The 19,967-nt window shown below is 62.9% G+C and carries 27 protein-coding genes; 18 read left to right on the forward strand and 9 right to left on the reverse strand.

Annotated features, from left to right (window positions below; translation table 11 throughout):
* Window positions 1–464 precede the first annotated feature (464 nt).
* The 3 genes from DES41_RS33470 to DES41_RS33480 form a co-directional block, all read right to left on the reverse strand.
* Window positions 465–1,772, reverse strand: a complete 1,308-nt coding sequence (locus tag DES41_RS33470) for a tyrosine-type recombinase/integrase (RefSeq protein ID WP_114471959.1) — start codon at window positions 1,770–1,772, stop codon at window positions 465–467.
* A gap of 300 nt (window positions 1,773–2,072) precedes the next feature.
* Complete coding sequence (locus tag DES41_RS33475; protein WP_114471960.1) at window positions 2,073–3,272, reverse strand: tyrosine-type recombinase/integrase; 1,200 nt, start codon at window positions 3,270–3,272, stop codon at window positions 2,073–2,075.
* 1 nt (window position 3,273) lies between these two features.
* Window positions 3,274–3,900, reverse strand: coding sequence for a hypothetical protein (locus DES41_RS33480; RefSeq protein ID WP_147283032.1), 627 nt, complete (start codon window positions 3,898–3,900; stop codon window positions 3,274–3,276).
* 147 nt (window positions 3,901–4,047) lie between these two features.
* On the opposite strand from DES41_RS33480, the gene DES41_RS33485 reads away from it, so the two are divergent.
* The 11 genes from DES41_RS33485 (at window position 4,048) to DES41_RS33530 (ending at window position 9,596) form a co-directional block, all read left to right on the forward strand.
* The gene (locus DES41_RS33485) at window positions 4,048–4,284 is read left to right on the forward strand and encodes a MerR family transcriptional regulator (protein ID WP_211333136.1); all 237 of its coding nucleotides are present in this window, start codon (window positions 4,048–4,050) and stop codon (window positions 4,282–4,284) included.
* Entirely contained in the window at window positions 4,284–4,559 is a 276-nt protein-coding gene (locus DES41_RS33490; RefSeq protein WP_147283033.1) for a hypothetical protein, read from the forward strand. The genes DES41_RS33485 and DES41_RS33490 overlap by 1 nt, the downstream gene beginning before the upstream one ends.
* Window positions 4,556–5,014: a CHC2 zinc finger domain-containing protein gene (locus DES41_RS33495; protein WP_114471963.1), complete on the forward strand. Its 459-nt coding sequence runs from the start codon at window positions 4,556–4,558 to the stop codon at window positions 5,012–5,014. The genes DES41_RS33490 and DES41_RS33495 overlap by 4 nt, the downstream gene beginning before the upstream one ends.
* Complete coding sequence (locus DES41_RS33500; RefSeq protein WP_245965996.1) at window positions 5,011–6,336, forward strand: AAA family ATPase; 1,326 nt, start codon at window positions 5,011–5,013, stop codon at window positions 6,334–6,336. The genes DES41_RS33495 and DES41_RS33500 overlap by 4 nt, the downstream gene beginning before the upstream one ends.
* Window positions 6,333–6,665, forward strand: a complete 333-nt coding sequence (locus DES41_RS33505) for a hypothetical protein (RefSeq protein ID WP_114471964.1) — start codon at window positions 6,333–6,335, stop codon at window positions 6,663–6,665. The genes DES41_RS33500 and DES41_RS33505 overlap by 4 nt, the downstream gene beginning before the upstream one ends.
* A gap of 3 nt (window positions 6,666–6,668) precedes the next feature.
* Window positions 6,669–7,127 (forward strand): hypothetical protein, encoded by a 459-nt coding sequence (locus DES41_RS38610; protein WP_170168368.1) that lies wholly within the window; start codon window positions 6,669–6,671, stop codon window positions 7,125–7,127.
* Window positions 7,128–7,177: 50 nt separating this feature from the next.
* Entirely contained in the window at window positions 7,178–8,185 is a 1,008-nt protein-coding gene (locus DES41_RS33510; protein WP_170168369.1) for a phage major capsid protein, read from the forward strand.
* On the forward strand, window positions 8,185–8,457 hold the full coding sequence (locus tag DES41_RS38935) for a carbohydrate-binding family V/XII protein (protein ID WP_211333137.1): 273 nt from the start codon (window positions 8,185–8,187) through the stop codon (window positions 8,455–8,457). Before DES41_RS33510 ends, DES41_RS38935 begins: the two co-directional genes overlap by 1 nt.
* On the forward strand, window positions 8,454–8,717 hold the full coding sequence (locus tag DES41_RS33520) for a hypothetical protein (RefSeq protein ID WP_114471966.1): 264 nt from the start codon (window positions 8,454–8,456) through the stop codon (window positions 8,715–8,717). The genes DES41_RS38935 and DES41_RS33520 overlap by 4 nt, the downstream gene beginning before the upstream one ends.
* A 190-nt stretch (window positions 8,718–8,907) precedes the next feature.
* Window positions 8,908–9,168 (forward strand): hypothetical protein, encoded by a 261-nt coding sequence (locus DES41_RS33525; protein WP_114471967.1) that lies wholly within the window; start codon window positions 8,908–8,910, stop codon window positions 9,166–9,168.
* Window positions 9,165–9,596: an HNH endonuclease gene (locus DES41_RS33530; protein WP_114471968.1), complete on the forward strand. Its 432-nt coding sequence runs from the start codon at window positions 9,165–9,167 to the stop codon at window positions 9,594–9,596. The genes DES41_RS33525 and DES41_RS33530 overlap by 4 nt, the downstream gene beginning before the upstream one ends.
* Here DES41_RS33530 and DES41_RS39440 read toward each other — a convergent pair.
* Window positions 9,593–10,213 (reverse strand): hypothetical protein, encoded by a 621-nt coding sequence (locus DES41_RS39440; RefSeq protein ID WP_245966007.1) that lies wholly within the window; start codon window positions 10,211–10,213, stop codon window positions 9,593–9,595. The genes DES41_RS33530 and DES41_RS39440 overlap by 4 nt on opposite strands.
* Between DES41_RS39440 and DES41_RS33535 the strand changes: the two genes are divergently transcribed.
* Both DES41_RS33535 and DES41_RS38615 read left to right on the forward strand, forming a co-directional pair.
* Entirely contained in the window at window positions 10,166–12,646 is a 2,481-nt protein-coding gene (locus DES41_RS33535; protein WP_245966006.1) for a phage tail length tape measure family protein, read from the forward strand. The two genes, DES41_RS39440 and DES41_RS33535, sit on opposite strands and share 48 nt — an antisense overlap.
* A gap of 17 nt (window positions 12,647–12,663) precedes the next feature.
* Window positions 12,664–12,840, forward strand: a complete 177-nt coding sequence (locus DES41_RS38615) for a hypothetical protein (RefSeq protein ID WP_170168370.1) — start codon at window positions 12,664–12,666, stop codon at window positions 12,838–12,840.
* On the opposite strand, the gene DES41_RS33545 is transcribed toward DES41_RS38615, so the two are convergent.
* Window positions 12,837–13,505, reverse strand: coding sequence for a hypothetical protein (locus tag DES41_RS33545; protein WP_114471971.1), 669 nt, complete (start codon window positions 13,503–13,505; stop codon window positions 12,837–12,839). The genes DES41_RS38615 and DES41_RS33545 overlap by 4 nt on opposite strands.
* A 53-nt stretch (window positions 13,506–13,558) precedes the next feature.
* Window positions 13,559–14,368 carry a galactosyl transferase gene (locus DES41_RS33550; RefSeq protein ID WP_114471972.1) on the reverse strand — a complete coding sequence of 270 codons (810 nt, stop codon included), beginning with the start codon at window positions 14,366–14,368 and terminating at the stop codon, window positions 13,559–13,561.
* 244 nt (window positions 14,369–14,612) lie between these two features.
* Here DES41_RS33550 and DES41_RS33555 point away from each other — a divergent pair, with 244 nt between their 5' ends.
* Window positions 14,613–15,197, forward strand: a complete 585-nt coding sequence (locus DES41_RS33555; RefSeq protein WP_170168371.1) for a PEP-CTERM sorting domain-containing protein — start codon at window positions 14,613–14,615, stop codon at window positions 15,195–15,197.
* Window positions 15,198–15,777: 580 nt separating this feature from the next.
* Here the strand turns inward: DES41_RS33555 and DES41_RS33565 are convergent.
* On the reverse strand, window positions 15,778–16,524 hold the full coding sequence (locus tag DES41_RS33565) for a hypothetical protein (RefSeq protein WP_114471974.1): 747 nt from the start codon (window positions 16,522–16,524) through the stop codon (window positions 15,778–15,780).
* Between the two features lie 37 nt (window positions 16,525–16,561).
* Here DES41_RS33565 and DES41_RS33570 point away from each other — a divergent pair, with 37 nt between their 5' ends.
* Entirely contained in the window at window positions 16,562–17,209 is a 648-nt protein-coding gene (locus DES41_RS33570; protein ID WP_114471975.1) for a hypothetical protein, read from the forward strand.
* Window positions 17,210–17,342: 133 nt separating this feature from the next.
* Here DES41_RS33570 and DES41_RS33575 read toward each other — a convergent pair whose 3' ends face one another.
* On the reverse strand, window positions 17,343–17,549 hold the full coding sequence (locus tag DES41_RS33575) for a hypothetical protein (protein ID WP_147283035.1): 207 nt from the start codon (window positions 17,547–17,549) through the stop codon (window positions 17,343–17,345).
* Between the two features lie 332 nt (window positions 17,550–17,881).
* Between DES41_RS33575 and DES41_RS38155 the strand changes: the two genes are divergently transcribed.
* From DES41_RS38155 to DES41_RS33585, 3 genes are all read left to right on the forward strand, one after another.
* Complete coding sequence (locus DES41_RS38155) at window positions 17,882–18,088, forward strand: hypothetical protein (protein ID WP_147283036.1); 207 nt, start codon at window positions 17,882–17,884, stop codon at window positions 18,086–18,088.
* Window positions 18,089–18,220: 132 nt separating this feature from the next.
* A complete protein-coding gene (locus DES41_RS33580; protein WP_147283037.1) occupies window positions 18,221–18,565 on the forward strand; it encodes a hypothetical protein in 345 nt (114 codons plus the stop codon).
* A complete protein-coding gene (locus tag DES41_RS33585) occupies window positions 18,562–18,876 on the forward strand; it encodes a hypothetical protein (RefSeq protein ID WP_114471978.1) in 315 nt (104 codons plus the stop codon). Before DES41_RS33580 ends, DES41_RS33585 begins: the two co-directional genes overlap by 4 nt.
* Window positions 18,877–19,375: 499 nt before the next feature.
* On the opposite strand, the gene DES41_RS33590 is transcribed toward DES41_RS33585, so the two are convergent.
* Complete coding sequence (locus DES41_RS33590; protein WP_114471979.1) at window positions 19,376–19,948, reverse strand: Csu type fimbrial protein; 573 nt, start codon at window positions 19,946–19,948, stop codon at window positions 19,376–19,378.
* Window positions 19,949–19,967 lie beyond the last annotated feature (19 nt).

Below are 19,967 nucleotides of genomic sequence, written 5' to 3' on the forward strand. Positions count from 1 at the left end.
TCGCGCCGACGAATTGCATGAGGGCCCGCTTAAGGAATACAGCCTAGCCAGGCTGCCTCCACTGATGAGCGTGGGCGGTCGGTCCGTCCCCAGTGGGGTCGATCCCACGCGCTTCGCGGAGTGCGCGGTCGCGGGGGCATACCAGCGGCTGCTCTGGCAATTGGTCGGAGATACCGAGCCACTGAACTTCGCCGGACTTCCTTCCGATGGCGCAGGACTGGCAGTTGCGAGGCGAGCTTTGGCATTGCTTCGGGAGCGCACACAGCGCCCTGTGGTGATGCGGCTCGGTGATGACGAAGCAGGTGCCCTTGCCGGCTAGTGTTTTTCGCCCCAGATCTGAGATTCGTTTGGTCGCTAGTTGACGCAGAAGCGCGCGGCTCGGCTGTCCTGTTCGGACCTGCCGTTGATCTTTAACCTGATCTGCCGGCGTCTCGCCTCGCCTCCAGCGGCCGATCTTCAGCCGCTCAAGCGGTCGTGACAAGAGCGGATGCATCCGTTCTCGCCGCAAGCTCGGCTTGCGCCGCCGCTTCGATGTAGTCCGAGACAACCTGCCAACCCGCGCGTAGCTGTGCCTCGCCCTTGCCCACGTAGTGGCCGAGAGTGACGTCGTTGCTCACGGTGTGGTTCAGCACACGCTTGAGAACGCCTCCGGACACGATTTCCTCCGCGATGCTCGCGAAGGTCGAGCGCAGCCCATGTCCTTGAACCTCAGTGCCTGCCGCCGCGTTGATGCGTGCCAGTGTCTTGCGGGCATCAACAACCTCGAACAGGGGCTCGTCTGGCTTGCGACCATTGGCGCAGCGCTTGGCAATCTCAAGCGCCTGTCGAGACAGCAGGAGCTTGTGGTCGGTCCGGTTCTTCGTGTCAACCAGGGTGATGCTCGCGGCCCCTACGTTCAGGTCGCCGACCTTGATGGGCTGGTACTCATATCGCTTGTCACCGTGAATTTCGACTCCACGGCAACCAGTGAGAAGCTGGAACCGATAGTAGTCGGCAGCAACTCGGTCGAAGGCGCACGCCGCCAGCCACCATGCCCCGAGCTTCTCGGCGGGGAGGGGGGCTGGCTTGCCCCGCGGGGGCGCCAGGATGATCCGATCACGACCTGCAGTCTCGATGCTCAGCGGGCTATTCGGGATCAGTACGCCGTGCCATCGCAGCACCGCTCTCAGGACCTGCATGGCATACGTCGCTTCGCGCTCCGAACGCTTCAACTGCAGCTGGTAGACACCGCGGATGTCCTCGGGTGTGAGACTGGAAAGCAGTTTGTGGGCAACCGGAAAAAGAAGGCCGTCGTTGAACTTCCGGCCTTTGCTGGACTTGCCGCCTGGCTCGACCATGGCCAAGTAGTCAGCTTTCGTCCGGGCCTTCAACGCAAGGCCGTCCTTGGCGCGTCGCTTCTTGTCGACGTACTCGCGCACAGCGTCCTTTACGGTAAGGCCGACCTCCCGCTCGGCTTTTGCGCGCAGGGCGGCCTCTGCCTTCAGCCGCGCCTCTTCCTGCGCTGGCCAATCGACTCCATCGCGAGCCAGGGATCGAATTCTCAGAGCTTCGGCGCACGCCGCAGCGAGACGGATCTGGCCAGGGCCGTCGCCATAAGGTTGGGGCAACCGATATTGGCGCTCATCGGTTGAACCCTTCACTGTGTATCGGACCAGCAAGGTCCGTACGCCGTCGATCGCTACACGCAAATGTAGGCCTCGATCCAACAGCACCTTGAATGGCTTGGCTTGAGGCTTCAGTGCCTCGATTGCACGAACGGTTAGCAGCGGCATGTTGGTTCTCCGTGTCCGACTGGTGTCCGAAAAATCGGCGGATTGCACGACTTTCGGTGAGACGAGGTGGACTGACGGAGAGACTATAAGCCGTTGATTTAAATAAGGAAAGTTTGATTTCAGGAGGTCTCACGCCGTCCCATGAAAACCCATGAATTCCAGACTCTTAATCCGTAGGTCGAGTGTTCGAGTCACTCAGGGCCCACCAAAATTAAGCAATGAAATCAAGCGCTTAGGTCGAAAGACCTAGGCGCTTTTTCTTTTTCCGTCTTCGCTTTGTGTAGTTCACGTGTAATCGCGTCAAGCCTTGTGCGTCAGTCTGGCCTGCAGCTTATCCATTGCTGCCTGGATGTGTTCACCATCCTGATGGGCGTAGCGTTCCACCATCTGCAGTGTCTTGTGACCGCTGATTCGCTTCACGGTCGGCAGGTCCACGCCGGACTGCACGAGATGGCTTACCGCGGTGTGCCTCAGTGTGTGCCGCACAACCTGGGCCGGATCTAAGCCGGCAGCTGTTGCTGCCGTACGGAATGGCTTCTCTAGCGCAACGGTGTGGCCCGACTTGGAAAGGTCGGACGGGAAGAGCCATGGCGATTTGGCCGGCACAGAGTCGCGCATGTACTGCTCCAAGAAGCCGGCCAGTCGGTCAGTGATGGGCTGCTCACGCGCCCCGGCCTTCGCTTTGGGCAGGTAGATCATCCTGCGGTCAAGGCGGATGTTTTCCTTGCGCACCGACAGCACCTCGGACTTGCGCATAGACGTCTCCAGCGCGATCAGGGCGAACGGGTACAGCTGGCCGTTGTCCGATGCCATGCAGGCAGCCAGAAAGCGCTGTACCTGCTCGGCGGTCAGATAGACGATGCGGCCGGTGCCTTCCGCCATCCTGCGCATCCGTGGCCTGGCAACGATCCACTCCCACTCGACAGCTTGGTTGAACAAGTGCGACAGGGTGGCAATCTCTCGATTGACCGTGCCAGGCGAAGTTGTGCGGCCTGTTTCCCTCGCCACACGCTTGCCGCTGCGCCAGTCTCCCCCAGCCTGCACCACCTGGGCCAGGCGGTGCTTCTTGTACCGCTCGATGTCGAATGCGACGATTTTGCCCAAGGGCTTGCCGCTGAAGAAGGGGACCAGGTGCTGCTGTAGGTGCTGCTCTTTGGTATCGATGTTCTTGCCGCCTGACTCCTTCAGGCGGGCGATGTACTTGACCGCTGCATCGTTGAAGGACAGCACTACCTTGCGACCCTTGGGCAGCGCCAGACGGTCATGGCGGGCGTCCGTCCTAGCCTTCTCAATGAACTCCTCTGCTTGGCTGCGGGTGACACCTTCGGACTCCCGACCGACCACCCGGTGAATGCGCTGGCCGTCCACCATGACATTGACGGTGTAGACGCCGTCGCCGTTTTCGAGCCGCTGAAAGCTGATGCCGTGCTCCATGACCTTCTGGCCCGGCTTGAGCTTCCGCAGCTCGCGACGATCCAACTTCACGAACGACTTCGCCACGTTAGGCCCCAGCGCCGGCTTGAACTTCCTGCTTCTTCGCCTCCAGCCACGCCATGTCCTTCTTGTGCTTGGCGTCTAGCTCGGCCATTCGCTTTTCGATGCGTTCTAGAGTGACAGCCCCCCCAGTTTCGAACTCCTTCTTCATAGCCGCTACGGTGGAGAGAATCTCTGCCATTGGCGTGTCATCCTCAGATGCCAGCTTGAGATAGTCCCAGTACGGACGAAGTGCCTCTGCTTCCTCTTCGGCGTGGTCCTCTTCGCTAGCTCCAGGCCGGCGCAAGGCTGCTCCGATCAGGATCGACGCCTCCTTCGCGGCGCGCACTAGACGCTGCTGCGCGACGTCAAGCAAATGCGGGTAGAGCTTATTGAGGCGCGCCAGTCGCGCCGGCTCGTTGATAAACCACAACAGTTTGGCAGACGACGCCACCGTCACGTCGTGTTCATGGTCCAAGTAGACGGAACTCAAGCTCGCTTCGACTGCCGACTCGATGTAGCTGGATAGCGTGCGCCGCTGGACTGCCGCAGCGACTTCGGCAAGGTAACGAAGCCGTGGATCAAGGCGGACGGTGACGGTTTCGGACCGAGACGTCTTTGCCCCGCCGCCTTTGCGCGCTTCTGCTTTCGTCATGTTCTGGGTTACTCCGTAGGTCAATGGTTCTCGAATGTGCTCGACCGCATCTTACCGCGCTCATGAGTTGACTTTCAACACATGTTTTCCGCTATAGTTGCCGAAAGGCCGCAATTGTGCTGACTTTGAACACACGAAAGGACTGTTATGGCAACGACACCAGAGGTCTTGGTGCTTCCAGATGGCCGGATGGATCGGAAGAACGCAAGCAAGTACCTGGGCAACGCACCCAAGACGCTGGCGCAGTGGGCGGTCAAGGGGGTTGGGCCCAGATTCATTAAGCGTGGTCGCGTCTGGTACTTCAAGGAAGACCTCGACCACTGGCTGAAAGCCGGAGCGGCAACAAGCACCGCTGCGGCTCGCGCGATGGAGGCGGTGCAGTGATGGCCGCACAAAAGCAAACGCCGGGGTGGAGCCCGGCGAATGCACCTACGAGAGAGCAGGAGAAGGCGATTATGGGCGGCGCCGGCACCGGCGACAAGTCCTTTGCCAACCTGCAGGCCCAGTTCGCAAGGGCCGGCCACCAACTGCACCGCACCAATGCCGAGGACGGCCAGGTGCGCTATTTCTCCACCAGATGGGGATTGGTCCGCGAGCTGGGCAACCTTGATGAGGCGCGCGCCTTCCTCGCGCAGATCCAGATCGGCGGTGCGCAATGAGCTTCGACCGCGAACGCCTGCCCGACCCGATCAGCTACTTCGAGTCCGAGGGCTTGAAGCTGACCGGCCGCGGCGCCTGGCGCACCACCGCATGCCGCTTCCACGACGGCAGCGACTCCATGCGCATCAACACCAAGACCGGCGGCTGGTGCTGCATGGCCTGCAACGCCAAGGGCGGCGACGTGCTGGCGTACCACATCGAGGCCCACGGCCTGGAGTTCATCGACGCCGCCAAAGCCTTGGGCGCATGGATCGATGACGGCAAGCCGGCCCAGCAGCACAAGCCGTCGCCGCTGAGTCCGCGCGCTGCGCTGCAGGTGCTGGCCGCCGAAGGCAACCTCGTCGCCATCGCGGCCGGCAACGTCGCCCGCGGCGTCGCGCTGGCTGATACCGACCTGGCCAGGCTGATGACGGCATCGAACCGCATCACGCGTCTGGTGGAGGCCTTCGCATGACGCCGGCCGAAATTAACGCACTGGCTGGACCCTTGGATGCAGACATCGCGGCCCGTCCGGTCGAGCGCAAACCGGTGATGCCCCCGCTGGATGACGACTACGAGGCCAACCCGCGTGGGCTCGACCGGGGCATGGCCCACATGCTCGGCGACGCCGTGATCCTCGCGCGCGGCACCGACCTCAACCCGGTCCCGGTGGCCTGGCTGTGGAAATTCTGGCTTGCCCTGAAGAAGCTTCACATCCTGGCCGGCGCGCCAGGTCAAGGCAAAACCACCTTGGCCATTGCGATGGCCGCGACCGTGACCATTGGCGGCAGATGGCCAGACGGCACGCGCTGCGACGCGGCCAACATCCTGTTCTGGTCGGGCGAGGATGACCCGGCCGACACGCTGCTGCCGCGCCTGCTGGCGGCCGGCGCAGACCGGGACCGCTGCTACTTCGTGCAGGGCTCGCGCGTTGATGGCGAGGTTGTACCCTTCGACCCCGCCCGCGACTTGGCGCGCTTGCGGCAGGCAATCGAGCAGATCGGCGGTGTCTCCCTGCTGGTCGTGGACCCGGTGGTGTCGGCCGTGACAGGCGACAGCCACAAGAACGGAGAAGTACGCCGCGCACTGCAGCCGCTGGTGGACCTGGCAGACGCCTGCAACTGCGCGGTGCTGGGCATCACGCACTTTTCCAAAGGCGGCCAAGGCGGTGACCCGTCACAGCGCGTTGTCGGCTCCGTAGCCTTCACCGCCGTGGCCCGCGTGGTGATGGTCGCAGCCAAGGTCAAGGCCGAGGAGGAAGGCCAAGACGTGCGCATCCTGGCCCGTGCCAAGTCGAACATTGGCCCGGACGATGGCGGCTTCGAGTACCAGCTTGAGCAGTGCGAGCCGCTGCCCGGAATTCCTGCATCGCGCATCGCCTGGGGTCGGTCGGTCGATGGCACAGCGCGCGAACTGCTGACCGATCCCGACGAGGACGAGGGCGAGACGCCGGCCGAAAAGAGCGAGCTGGCAATGCTCATGTGGGCTGAGCTGAAGGACGGTCCGGTGTCCAGCAAGGCCGTGGAGTCGTCGCTGGTCGGCCAGGGCTACACCAAGAAGCAGATCCGCACCGCCCGCGAGAAGATGTTCGTCAAGCCGCAGAAAAGCGGGATGGGCGCGGGCTGGTACTGGTCGCTGCCGGACGGGTTCAAGCCGAAGCCGGAATGGCTCGAAGCCATAGGCCAGACCGAAGATGCCCTCGAAGATGCCCAAGGTGCCCAACTTTCAAACGTGGGCATCTTGGGCACCTTCGGGGCATCTTCGGAGCCGGCATCGGTTGAGGGAGCACGGCTATGACCCCCGCCGACATCTGCCGCCAGGTGTTCGACGCCGGCATGACGATCCACGCGGACGGCCACGATCTCGTGCTGACGCCGGCCGAGCGGCTCAAACCCGCAATGCGCGCCCTCCTGGTCGAGAATAAGCCGGCGCTACTGGCTTACCTGCGCGAGGTCGAGGACATGACCGCGGGGCTCCTGGCCGCCGCCATGCGCAGCAGCGACCACCACGGCGATAGTCACGCAGCCCGCGACGACTGGAAGCGCGACATCGCCGACACGCCGCCGCACCTTCGTTCGGACCTGCTGGCCCATCTGCGCCAAGCCCATCCCGGACGCGGGGCATGAGCCATGAACAGGCATCCCTACTCGGGACTACGCCCAGGCTTCAATGCCTTTGGCGATGTGCTGGCCGACCCGGGCCAGCTATCGCGAGCCGAGCGCATCGACCTCCTGCGACGGCAGGCCGGCCGACTGCTAGCTGACGGCAATCGAGAAGCTCGATGGGTCGGCGAGCGCCTGCAGACCTGGCTCGCGTCTGGCGGCGAACTCGATGCGGTGCTCGGAGTGCGTGCGCCGCGCGGTTCACGGGCCACACCGCAGGAACGTGTGCGGCGCGACGAGGTAGACAACCTGTTGCTGCGGCTGTCGGTGCAGGTTGGTGGCGACGCCAAGGCGCTGGAGATGCTGCGCGGTCAATGTCCCGCACCGGACCACGTAGCCGACATCGTGGGCCGCCTCAAGGCCTTGAATGCGCCGACGTCGCAGGACGCGCTGAGTCGCGCCAGGAAGAGGTCTTGCACGTCATAGGCAAAGAGATGCGGCTTCCTATCGTGGTATTGCACGCACGAAGGAAGCACATGTCTCTAGTCCCACCCGGCCGACTTGCAGGCCGATACCTCAAGTCCCTCGCCGCCACCCGCGACCGGCTCAGCGCGGCAGCGTTTGTCGACAGCTTGCCGTGGGAGGAGCGCGAAGTCCTCAAGGCTGCGGTCGGCGGCGTCACCACCGCCACTGCGCCCGAGCTTGTTTCCAGTATTGGCCAGGACTACATGGCCTTGGTCCGGCCGCGCACGCTGATTGGGCGCTTGCAACACATCCGTAGGGTGCCATTCCGCACGCGGTCGATAGTCCAGATCGCCGGCGCCACTGGCTTTTGGGTCGCCGAGACAAGAAACGTCCCGGTGCAAATGTCCACCTTCAGCCAATTGCAGTCGTTGCCGATGCGGAAGGTCGCAGCAGTTTCGGTTGTAAGCGAAGAGCTGGCGCGCAGCTCTGACGGCGAAGCCATTGTTCTGCGCGATCTGGCTGCTGCTTCGGTCGCGATGATGGACTCGAGCTTCGTTGACCCGACGAGCGCAGCAGTCTCCGACGAGCGACCGGCGGCAATCACGAATGGCCAGCCGACCGTCGCAGCATCCGGCACTGACGCTGCCGCCGTCCGCGCCGACATCAAGGCGCTGATTGCGATCTACACCGGCGACCTCGGGACCGGCGTGTTCATGATGACCCCCCGTGTGGCGCTGCGCATAGCCCTGCTGCTGCCGAACGATGTAAACGTCCGGATTGACATTGAGGCTGGTACTGGACTGTTGTTCGGGATGCCGGTTTTGCTGTCGTCCGCAGTACCCGGCACCGTGATTGCACTGGTCGATGGGGCCGCTGTCCAGCTCGCAGGCGCCGACTCAGCAGAGCTGCGCGTCTCCCGAGAAGCCACGATCTTGATGAGCAACACACCGGACACCGGCGCACCGGCACGGGTGTCCGTGTTTCAGACCGACTCGGTCGCGCTGATGGGCTTGGTGAGCGTCAATTGGCAACTACTGCGCGCGGGCGCGGCTGCCTCGCTGACCGGGGTGGCGTACTGATGCCCGCCGCGCAGTTCGACCCCGTGGCCTTCGGCACTGCCGTGGGCGAGCAGATCCGCGACGCCGTTGCCCCCTTGCTCAAGCGCATCGAGTTGCTGGAGCAGGTGCCGTTCAAGTACGACGGCCCGCACGAGACCGACAAGGTCTATGAACGAGGCATGTTCGTCACGTCCGACGGCAGTCTCTGGCATGCGAACTACAAGACCGCCAGCCGCCCGGGTGACGGCCCAGCCTGGACGCTGGCAGTCAAGCGCGGAAAGGACGGGCGATGAATCTGCAGCAGTGCATCGAGCGCGTCGTCGCCAGCCTGCCCCTCAGCGCGGTTCTGATCGAAGCGGACGGCTACCGTGATCCAGACCTAGGCTGCGATGTCGGCGTCGCAATGGAATTTAGCACCGGCCACCTTGAACATCTGAGCGTGCCAGCCCTGGAGCACACGCAGGCTGGCGATGTGGCAGATGCCGTCAGTGCTGGCGTCATCGCGCTGCTTGAGGTCCGCCGTGCGATTCAAGGATGCCACAGCGATGGCTGACGTTCGGGGGGTGGGCTCGGAGCCGCCAGGCATGCAAACCTTGACCGCCCAGTTCCTGTTCTGCGCACGTCTCCAATTGGAAAGACGACCTCTGCGGCTTGGGGGGGAGTGCCCAAGCCCAGGGTGTCCATTCCTAGACCGCAAGGTCCGTCGTCCTTTCCAAAACGTCCAGAAAAAACCTGAAAGCACCATGACCAAGCCCACCGCAGGCCAATGGGCCAAGCGCATCGCCGAGGCCCAGGAACACACGCACGAGACCATCGCAGGCAAGCGCTATGCGCGTGTGCCCTACGGCGACGAGTTCAACGGGTCCGGCCGCAAGTGCAGGGACTGCGGTGTTGAGCGCGGCCAGCTGCACGTCGTCACCTGCTGCATTGAGCGGTGCGCATGCTGCGGCGAGCAGGCCATTGGCTGCGGCTGCGGTGAAGTCGGCGAGTACCAGGCGCAATGAAGCTCAAGACCCTGAAGCCAACGCTGCGCACCGTCGGCCCTGCCGTGCGCACCATGGGACAGACCTGGCGCACGTCGGGCATGACGACCACGGAGCGCGGTTATGGGTATCGCTGGCAGAAGGCCCGCGCCCGCTTCCTTCGGAACAACCCGCTGTGCGTGTACTGCGAACGAGCGGGCCGCGTGGAACTCGCAACGGTGGTCGATCACATCGTGCCGCACCGCGGGAACCCTGAGATCTTCTGGGACGAAAGCCGGTGGCAGTCCTTGTGCAAGCCATGCCATGACGTCACCAAGGCACGCGAGGAGCGAGGCAGCCCCACCCATCAGGGCATCGGCACGGACGGCTGGCCGGTCGATCCAGGGGCCAGCACGGACTACCCACCCCAGGGGGGGCCGTCTCGACTTCGGCAGGGGCGAGGTTCCTAGACCGCCCTGTACCGCACGCGCAAAAAAAATCCCCCTTTGAATTTAATCAACGAATCAAAACCGCCTGCAAACCCGCATGAACGCTGGCTCTCCGGCCTTTGATTTGCTGCTGATTCCCACCTGAAAGGAACGACATGGCAGGCGATCTCAAAGCCCAACTCGAAATCAGCGCCGACGCCTCTGGCGTTGAAGCCGGCGTCAACAAGGCCAAGAAGTCCCTGGCCACGCTCGGCGCCGCTGCGGCCAGCGAGGGCAAGCGGGCGGCTGACGGCCTGGACGGCGTGGGCAAAGGTGGCGACCGCGCTGCTGCCCGTGTGGACTCGGCGACCAAGAACCTGATCGGCTCGATCCAGCGCACCACCGCGGCGATGGAAGCCGGCGGCCGCTCGGGCTCCAAGTACTTCGAGACGCTGGCAGCACAGCGCGGTGTCAATGTCGATGTGCTGAAGCCGTACCTCGCACAACTGGACGCGGTGACGGCAAAGCAGAAAGTCGCAGAAGCTGCGCTCGCAGCCACGGCGCCGGCATTGAACAACGTGGGCATGTCCGCTCGGGCCACCGCCGCGGCCATGCGCCAGGTGCCGGCCCAGTTCACCGACATCATCACGAGCCTGCAAGGCGGCCAGGCGCCCTTGACGGTTCTGCTGCAGCAGGGCGGCCAGCTCAAGGACACCTTCGGCGGCATCGGTCCCGCGGCCAAAGCGCTGGGCGGCTACGTCCTTGGCCTGGTCAACCCCTTCACCTTGGCAGCGGGTGCGGCCGGTGCGCTGGCCTACGCCTACAGCCTGGGCAGCAAGGAGGCAGACGGGTACTACAAGGCCCTCGTTCTGACCGGCAACGCCAGCGGCACCACGGCTGGCCAGCTGCAGCAGATGGCCAAGAACATCGACGCTGTCATTGGCACGCAGGCGAGCGCTGCCGATGCGTTGACAGCCTTCGCAGCAGCGGGCGACGTGCAGGCAAAGAACCTGGAGCGCTTCGCCACACTGGCCCTGAAGCTGGAGAAGGCCACCGGCCAGTCTGTGGCGGAGACGGTCAAGCAGTTCTCCGAGCTGGGCAAAGACCCGGTCGCGGCCAGCGAGAAGCTGAACTCGTCGATGAACTACCTGACCGGGACAGTTCTCCAGCAGATCAAGGCGCTGGAAGGCCAGGGCCAGGCCATGAAGGCGGCCAACCTCGCACAGACCGTCTTCGCCGACACCATCGAGGACCGCACCGGCAAGATCACCGCTAACCTGGGCAGCATCGAGACCGCATGGAACGGGATCAAGGACGCCATCGGCGACACCATCGACGCCCTCAAGAACATCGGCCGCGCCAAGCTGCCCGAAGTTGAGCTGTCGGCCACCCGGAAGAACATCGCTTACCTCGAAGGCCAGGTCGCAAGCCGCCTTTCGCGCAACTCGGCAACGGGCGATTTGACTGGCCAGCTTGCTGCCGCCAAGGCGCTGGAGGCGACCCTGTCGGCCACCGTCACGTCGTCGGCTGCGCTTGCCAAGGCGGACGGTGAACGCACCGCCCAAACCAAGGCGCGCCGCGAGTTCGACAAGGACTCTGCCAAGTACCTTTCCGACCAGGTCAAGATGACCAAGGAGATCGAGCGCGCACGGACGACAGGCCTGGCCGCCAATGCCAGCCCGAAGGAGATCGCGGACCGTGTTGCCGCCATCCGTGCCGAGTACGCCAAGAAGGGCCCGCAACCCCGCGACACCACCCGGGCTGATGCGTCAGCCCGAGCGAATCTCGACATCGCCGACCTCAAGGCCCGCGCCGCCGAGCTGACCAGCACCTACTCCAACACCGAGCGCGTGCTTGAAGCGCAGCGCTCGGCCGGTCTGGTCAGTGAGTCGGCCTACTACGACCAGAAGAAGAAGCTGCTGGCCGAGACGACCGCGGCCCAGGTCGATGCGCTCAATGCAGAGAACGAGCGCCTGGCGCAGCAGAAGCTCAACACCGCCGACGGCTTGAACCGCGACCGCCAGGTATTGGAGAACGGCCAGCGCATCGCCCGACTGATGGCCGACGCTGCTACCGGGCAGAAGGTGCTCGACACGGAAGCCACCAAGGCCCTCAACCAGTACGCGGCGTCCATCCTTTCGGCCAAGCAGGCAGCCCAGGACTACTACGATACGACAGAGCGCCAGCAACAGCGCGAGCTCGCAGGCTACGGCCAAGGCCAGGCACGGCGCAACTTCGATTCGGGTGTGTCGCAGATCGAGGACCGCTACTCCAGCCAAAAGCGCGACCTGCAGAACAGCCGCGCCATCCTGGAGATGGAGGGTCGCTTCACCGCCGAGGCCAGGAAGCAGTACGAGGAACGCTTCGGGATCATCGAGACATTCCAGGCCATGTCCATCGAGAGCTTCCGCAAGCACTATGCGCAGCGCCAGGGCCTGGAGGCCACCACCGGCAAGGGCCAGTCCGAAGCCATCGCCGACTACATGGAGATGAGCCGCAACGCCGCATCGCAGACCGCCAGCATGTGGAGCAACGGCCTGTCAGCCGCAGAGGATGCGTGGGTGCGCTTCGCCACGACCGGCAAGCTGTCGATGAAGGACCTGGTGAACTCGGTTCTGGCTGGCTTCGCCCGGATGCAGGCCCGCAAGGGAATATCCGGCCTGCTGTCGGCGCTGATTCCGGGCGCGGGCGCTTCGGCTTCCTCGTCCTCGTCTGGGTGGAGCGCCGGCAGCTACGACTCCTTGTTCTCGTTCGCCAAGGGCGGTGTCATGAGTTCCGCTGGAGCGCTGCCGCTCAGCAAGTACGCCAGTGGCGGCGTCGCCAGTTCACCGCAGCTTGCCCTGTTCGGAGAAGGTCGGCAGGCCGAGGCCTTCGTACCGCTTCCTGACGGCCGACGCATCCCTGTAGCGATGGAGGGTGGTGGCGGGACAAACGTGTATCTGACGCAGCACATCGACGCACGCGGCGCTGATGCTGGTGTCGAGCAGCGCATTCGAGCGATGAAGCCGGAGATCGTTCGAGAAGCACTTGCGGCGGTACAGGGCCAGGCTAACCGAGGCGGTTCGTTCGCCCGTTCGGTGGGGCGTCGCTAATGCAGCCGGACCAGTCCATGACCGTCGCGCAGGAACTGTCCGAAGAGATGCACTTGGCCATGCTGATGGTGGCGCCTGGAGATCCCGGTTTGCCGCCCATGCCGGCCGAGATGGTTGGTGCTGGGCTGGGAGTGCTGATGCGGCACCTGCTGGCGCTGCAGGAGAGGGTCGAGCAGCTGGAAACCTTGCGCTAGGTCACATCGTTGCGGTCGAGGTGGACCCTCGCGTACGTGGATCGAATCTCGTGCAGCGCAGCGCTTGCTGCCTTTGCTCGAGTCTGTACCCCTGCCACCTTGTGTAGCAGGTCATCGTTGCGCCATATCGCCTGCTTCCGGGGCTCAGAGCCGTTCGCGAACGAATGTACTGTTTCAAGTGGGTGTTTCATGTCCCCTAAGCAGCGAACAATCTCCAACGTGTGGATGAGCGCTCTGCCGTCAGGTACATGCTCCGGTCCGAACCTCTTGAGCGAATCGGCTGTCTCTTCGAACGCCCAATGTCTGTACTGCTTGAAATAGTCCAGCATTTCCTGCTTGCCGATCTGCTCATTCGCAGGGTCAGGAACGAGCTCCAGTAAGGCGACGGCGTAGTCAGCAAGCTCGATGAGCACGGTCATCCGCTGCCATTCCTGAGCCTTGTCGCGCGCATCTTCGCGCTGGACAAGCTGGCGCCACTGCCTACGCGCGAATAGTCCCGCAAAGTAGATTGCGGCAACCGAACCTATTGCCTGCACCCAGCTTGCCCACTCGCTCTTGGTGAGACACGTAGCCCACCAGTTGATCCACAGCAGGCAGTACTCATCAGCCTGCGGTTGTAGTGCCTTCGCAACTTGCGCAAGGGTCTGCCCTGTTGCTTCGTCCATGTTTCCTCTGGCGCGCACTGTAGCGGTCTCAGCCGCCGAGCCCGCGAGGCCAGCTAGGCCTGTCCGAAAAACTCCCGCTGCAGGTCGCTGCTCAGCCAGCGCAGGTGCTTCAACCGCCAAAAGAACAGTCGAGGCTGCTGGATCGCTTGCAGGTTGAAGATCCAGCCGGACAGCACGGATGGCAGCTTGCTGTGCGACCCGCGCTGGCCGACTCGATAGATGGCTCCATCGAACGGCAACGGGGCCAGCGGTGTGCCGGCCTTCTCAAGCGTCTCGTGCGTCCTGTAGTGGCTGCCGAACATCGATTTGATGTGCTCGGCGTCTGCAACCGCAAGCGAGGCGGGCAATTTGTAGAGGTCCGTTCTGATGACGAGACTCGACCCGCAAGTCCTGTTGAAGTGCGGCATGTGCATCAACATACGTGAGCCTTCGCCCCACATGAACCCGTTGTACACCAACCACCCGTTTCCACCCTCGTTCTCCTTCACGTGCGCTACTAAGCGCCGGCTGATCAGGTCGTCGTCGTCCACCACCATCAGGTAGCGGCTGTCACGCGCGCGCAGCATGCCGGCCATCACCCGGCGACCTTTGTCCAGCCGCACGGCGTCGAAGAACTCCTCTTGCGACACGCCTTCGCGTTTCTCGTGGACTGGGTTTGGCGCGAAGTCCACCCACTCGACCGTGAAGCCACCCGGCAGTGACGGCAGGTTGGCACCTCGGTTGGCGACGATCACGCAGCTCCAATCCGCGCACGTTTGGGCACTGATGGACGCGATGGTGGCCATCAACCGCCGCGTCAATGCGCCCCAGTCCAAGGCATTGGCCGGGTGACGGATCGGAATCACGAAGGTCAGGAGTGCCATGTTGCAAACGTAATATTTCGTTGCACGAGCATAAGCCGCACGGACGGGGAGCGCGTCCGCAAAATTAATGAGTCGCGGGGCCGCGCTGTTCGTTGCTGGCTGAGCAGTTGCCGCAGCGACTCCAGCCTGTGTTGCCAGAAAAACTTACGCAACTTGGTGGAAGGATGCGGTGGCCGCGCCTTACATCAACAACACACTTTGCGGGCCACCCCGGCAGGCTGTGATGCCGGTAGCAGGAGACGAGATGAATAAATCAGTAGTGGCGTTTGTGCTCGCAGGCGCAGCGCTCGGTGCGAACGCGGCCACAGTCGGCTGGACTTTCAAGGGGACGACGTACGACTCCGACGACCGCTTGGTGCCGTTTTGGGCGTACATCGAAGTCGACACTGGGACGCTCAACAACGGCCCCTACTTCGAAGGCCCGGGCACTGGCATCGGCAAGACGGGGGCGGAGTGGTGGGTAGACGGAAAGTACGGCTGCTATGGCGGCGGTGAATACGGCTATTCGCGCTACAGCACGTCCAGCGCCGGCTTCGCTATAAGTTCTCTTGACGCTGGGAATGACTGCGGCGTCGTCGCGTGGGTCACGGGCTCGGGCACAAGCAGGTTCGAAGTCGCTGGCGACCAGCTCACTCAGTGGTTTGATTTGTCGGGGCTCGGCACTGACTTTCAGATTTACATGTCTAGTTCCGCCCGCGCTTTTCAGGCGGTCACGGTGGACTTCACCTACCAGATGATTCCGGAGCCATCCCCCGTCGCGCTGATCGGCGCCGGCTTGGCCGGGCTGATCTGGGTGCGCCGGCGCAAGGACGCGCGCGAGCAGGCATAGCCGGGCGAAATCACGGGGTTTGTTATGTACTCGCATCTCCCGTGGGGTGTCGAAAAAATCGTCTAGCCGCTGTTCGATGCCCAAGCCTCATATCCCCGCATGTCGATCAGGATGCGACCGTCACGCCTCACCCAAAGACGGCCCTCTAGCCAGTCGCCGCGATAGATCTTCGACTCAATGGCTTTTCGGGTGAAGCCGGTGAGAGTAGACGCCAGTTCGATAGTCACAAACCTGGCGCTTACGACAGGGGCACTCGAAGTGGCTCCGGCGAAGGCCGGGCCACAGCTTCGCAGCTCGTCCGCGGCTGATTCGAGCAACCGAGCGGCGTGCTCAATGCTCATGAGCGCTCGGGACAGCCGTTCTGTTGGGTGATGCGGTTTTCTAGCCATGGCTTAGCCTGCCCGCATTGGGTCTACTTGACCAGGTCCAGGCGGATGCCAACGGCAAGATCTTGCCCCAGCGTGCCGATGCCCTCCACAATCGTCGGGGTTGGCCTGGGCATCCTGGTGCGGCACATCGTGCAGCTCAGCGAGCGCATCGAGAAGCTGGAGGCGAAGTAAATGCTGAGCAACTTTCCGAGCTACATCGCTGGGCGGGGATCGGGCTTGAACACGTTGCTCAACGGATCGAAGACAAGATATAGATGCTCGTCCTCATCAGACGCCTCACGCGCCATGAAACTTTGCGCTTGTTCGACGCCGTCTTCGTCTGTGTAGCTCACCACAAATGCTCTGACACCGACTGTTTTGTCGGTATCGATTGCAAGGTCGTGGGTTTCGTCATGACGGAGCAGCGGTAGCAGCAAAGTTTTCGAGCTCGACCCTTCTCCGCCCAAATTGGCCATCTGAAACTGGGTGCAGTGCCGACCAGCGTTGTGGACTGTCAAACACCATGTGACCACGTTCTCATGGTCCCCTTCGTAGGCGCCATGTATGGTGAGCCTTGGCTGAATTGCATCGCTCTGGCGCTTCCGCTCCGCTGCGTGCCGCGAACTCTCCACCTCGATCCGCTTGAGCTCCACTTCAACCAACTGCTGCTGTGCTTTCACAGAGGCTGCCAACTCTTGAGCCTGCAGGGCAAGCGCATCCGTGCTGTGCTTTAGCTCCTCGCCCTGCTGAAAGTAGCCCAGCACAAGCCATAGGAACGCGAGCGGTCCGAACACGCCCGCAAGGAAGTCGCCCAACTCGTTGAGATCAAGCTTGAGTGGGTTGCTACCGCTCATGTACACGTGGGCTGCAAGACCGAACAGGTACAGGCCCGTCAGTGGCAGGCCGATCCACGCACGTCGGTTTCGGAACTTCAATTGCGCTTGCGGCTGTTCGCTCATTCCGGAAGGATATCCTCGCCGCCTAGGAGGAACAACGATGGCATGGGAATGGATCTGGAGCATGCTGGGCAGCGGTGCCATGGCGGCGGCATTGGTCGGCATTGCTGGCTACATGGGCAGAGCTCAACTCGCGCACTGGCTGAATCGGGATCTTGAGCAAGTCAAAGCTGACCACCAGCACGAGCTGGCTCAGCGGCGCGCCCAATATGAACGCGAACTGGAAGCCTATCGGACCTCGCTGATCGCTCAAGTTGAGTCAGTGAAGGCAGGACAGGAAGTAAAAAAATCGTTGGCACTGCTAGTTGCGCAGAAGCGCTTTGCGGCCCTGGACAAGCTGCATCAAATCGTTTCGAGGCATCCAAGCAATGTGACCTCCGTCATTGTTGTGTCTGCGCTGAGGAAGGTGCCGGCCGATGCATCCAAGATGCGGAACATGCGTGAGGGACAGCGCGAGTTGAGTGAGGCGATCAGCCTTATCACCCCATTTGTGTCCGAAGGCGAAGTACGTGCTCTCGAGGAGCTTTCCTCTAAGTGCATGCAGGCCATCTTCAGTGCAGCAACCTCTGACGCTGAACAGTTTTATTCGCGCGTTCAAGAGTTTGAGAGGGCAATCAACGACACAAGCAACAAGGTTCAGCAGATAGTCAACGGCTACTTCGCCAAGCTTCACGCCATGACGCTCTAACAGTCCACGGCTGGACATACCGACTTGGCGGCCCCAGGTCGGTTACAACCGTCTCACGCTCACAAGCCCTTGATCTGCCAGCAGAACGCGAAATCGCGCTCTGCAAAATGCCGCTTCAGGTGCCGCCTCGGCTTCATTCGCTAGCCTGTGCCTGCTCGCGGGCAGCCGTCGCGCGCAGCTTGCTCACTGCATCCTCTAGGCCGGGCACCAGTTCCAGGCTCTGCAGCGCAAGTAGGAGGATCTGGGGATTGAGCCGCCCGTCTGCATGCATGGCTAGCAGATGGCAGATCAGATCGCTGCCCAGCTGCCGTAGCTCGTCGTTCACGTCGGCACTTGCCACGACAGCGCGACATTCCTCCAGACAAGCTCGGGTGCCCGGTGTAAGCATGGGGCGGACTATAGGCGCCCTGTGCGGTTCTGTGAGCGTTGTCCTACCTGGGGCTTTGTGAAAACGCGGTCCCTGTGCAGCAACGCGTTTGTTCGCTACTTCGCATAGTTCGCGAACTTAGGAATCAGGCTGCAGGCCGCGCCAGTGCTCATTGTTCGCTAGTTCGCTTTGTTCGCGGCCTCGCTTAGCCACGGTAGCCAAGTTAGCCGCATTAGCCGGGTAGCCACCCCTGCGGCAAGGACATCGGTCACGCGCCCGCAAAAAAGTACCCCAATTCAGATGAATTGGGGTACTATTTCTTTATGCAAGAGAAAAAGACCCTTGGCGGCGCCCGACCTGGTGCTGGCCGCAAGCCAAAGGTAGCGGGCGCGCCGGCTACCCAGTCAGTCACGGTGAAGCTGTCGGACATGCAGAAAGAGAAGCTGCAGCGGCTCGGCGGTGCACCATGGGTGCGTCAGAAGATCGACAAGGCGCCCGAGCCGAAGGAATGACCGCCGCGCCTCAGGGTGGCCGATGTCGGAAATCCGGCATCGGGATCTGAGGCAAAAAAGACGACGGCCGAGGTGATTGGACCCACCCCGACCGTCTGACCACAACGCACACACCGTGAAAGGACGTGCACCATGGCTACCCGCATTGTCGCCCCGGGAGGGGCACCCACGCATCCGCAATCCGTTGGACAGGTGTTGAGCACGCCAGCAGCAGGCCCGACGCCCGAAGAGCGCCTCCTTCTCTCCACAGAGGCGATCGAGTACATCGACCTGCTGGGCTGGATCTCCGACGCTCAGATCGCGCTGATGGGTCTCCGCCTGGTGGCGGATACCACACCTTCCGTGGCAGAGGCCTTGAGGACCAACGCAGTCCCCTACCGTAGCCCCGACCTGCTGGACGGCGGCATGAGCCGCGCCGTGGGGCACGTGCGCGAGCGCCTGATCCACATCGTAGGCGAGTTGGGAGGTGCAGCATGAGTGCCGCCACCGTCCTGCAGTTTCCGGCCAGACCTGCACCGAAGAAACCCCGAGCCAAGCGCGCGGCCCGCCCCGCCAACGTCGTGATGCTGCCGGTTCGTCCGGTCTGGCGCGATCAAGAGAACGTGCTGGAAGTCCTGACCAACATCCGCAGCCGGGCGATCCGTGGCGAGTTCACTGGCGCGATGCTCGTGATGCGCGATACCGCTGGCGAGTACTCCTGCATCAGGGCGGGCTGCATCGACGGCATGCAGAAGGAGGCCATCGTGCCCGGGATCATTGGCATCCTGAAGCTCTGCGATGCGAACTGATGGCCAACGGTCGCAACCCCAAGAAGCGCGGCCACGACAGCAGAAACGGCAGGGCGGTCTTTCGTGTAGTTCTCGTGTAATCCTGCCGAGAAAATTACACAAAAGAAGGGAACGCGCGAGAAGGTCGAGAAGGGCGTTTTTGCTTACAAGTAGTTGATGCAAAAGAGTTTTCGCACATTTGATCATGTTCGAGAAGCACCGCATCAACTACTCTTAATCCGTAGGTCGAGTGTTCGAGTCACTCAGGGCCCACCAAAATTAAGTCGTGAAACAAGCACCTTGCGAGAAATCGCCAGGTGCTTTTTTCTTTTCTGCGCCGGTGCCAGTTTCGGGTGCCACGCCGCAGTCTTGTCCGCTGTCCGCTGTCCGCTGTCCGCTGCCTGTGCGTCAGCGCAGCACCGTAGACTGCCGACCAGGTTGTGCCCGCGCGCACCTCAGCCAGTCATGGCCAAATTCGCTCACGTGCCTGCGGCGTACTGCACACGCCAGCGTCACGCCATCACCAGCTCAGAGTGACCTGCAGCGTGTCGACGTAGGTGCCCGCTGGCATGGCGCCGGCCGCGGTCTTGTTGACGCGGGCGAAGACCGGCAACGCGAAGGCGCCGCCGTTGGGCGCCACCGAGACGCCGACAGCGCCGCCGCTGGTGGGGTAGGCCTTGGTCATGGCCACGTCGCTGTAGATCTCGTACGGCAGGTAGCTCGATGCGCCCTGGCGCATGGCGCGCGTGCCGGCGCCGATGCTGCTGCCCTGACCCGGGTTGTTGCCCGCGTTCACGCTGACGGACATGGCCGACACGTCGGGCGAGCAGACGATCTGCGTGCTGCCTGCGCCAGCGGCGCCGCGGGTGGGCGTGGCCAGCAGCACGCCGGTGAAGGAGGAAGGCTGCACGCCGAAATCCAGCATGCCGAAGTTGGCGCCGGCCGCGGTGCCCGCGCCGCCGCCCGAAACGGCACAGCCGCCCGTCAACGTCATCTGCGCCATGAGCTGGCCGCCGACGTCTCCCGCTTGGGCAGCGTTAGCAGCAATCAGCAAGATTGAAACGAGAAATAAGGCGAACTTCAGGGTCTTCATGCTGCTTTGTCGCCGCACT

The sequence above is a fragment of the Pseudorhodoferax soli genome (genome assembly GCF_003337555.1).
Classification (GTDB): Bacteria; Pseudomonadota; Gammaproteobacteria; order Burkholderiales; family Burkholderiaceae_C; genus Pseudorhodoferax; species Pseudorhodoferax soli.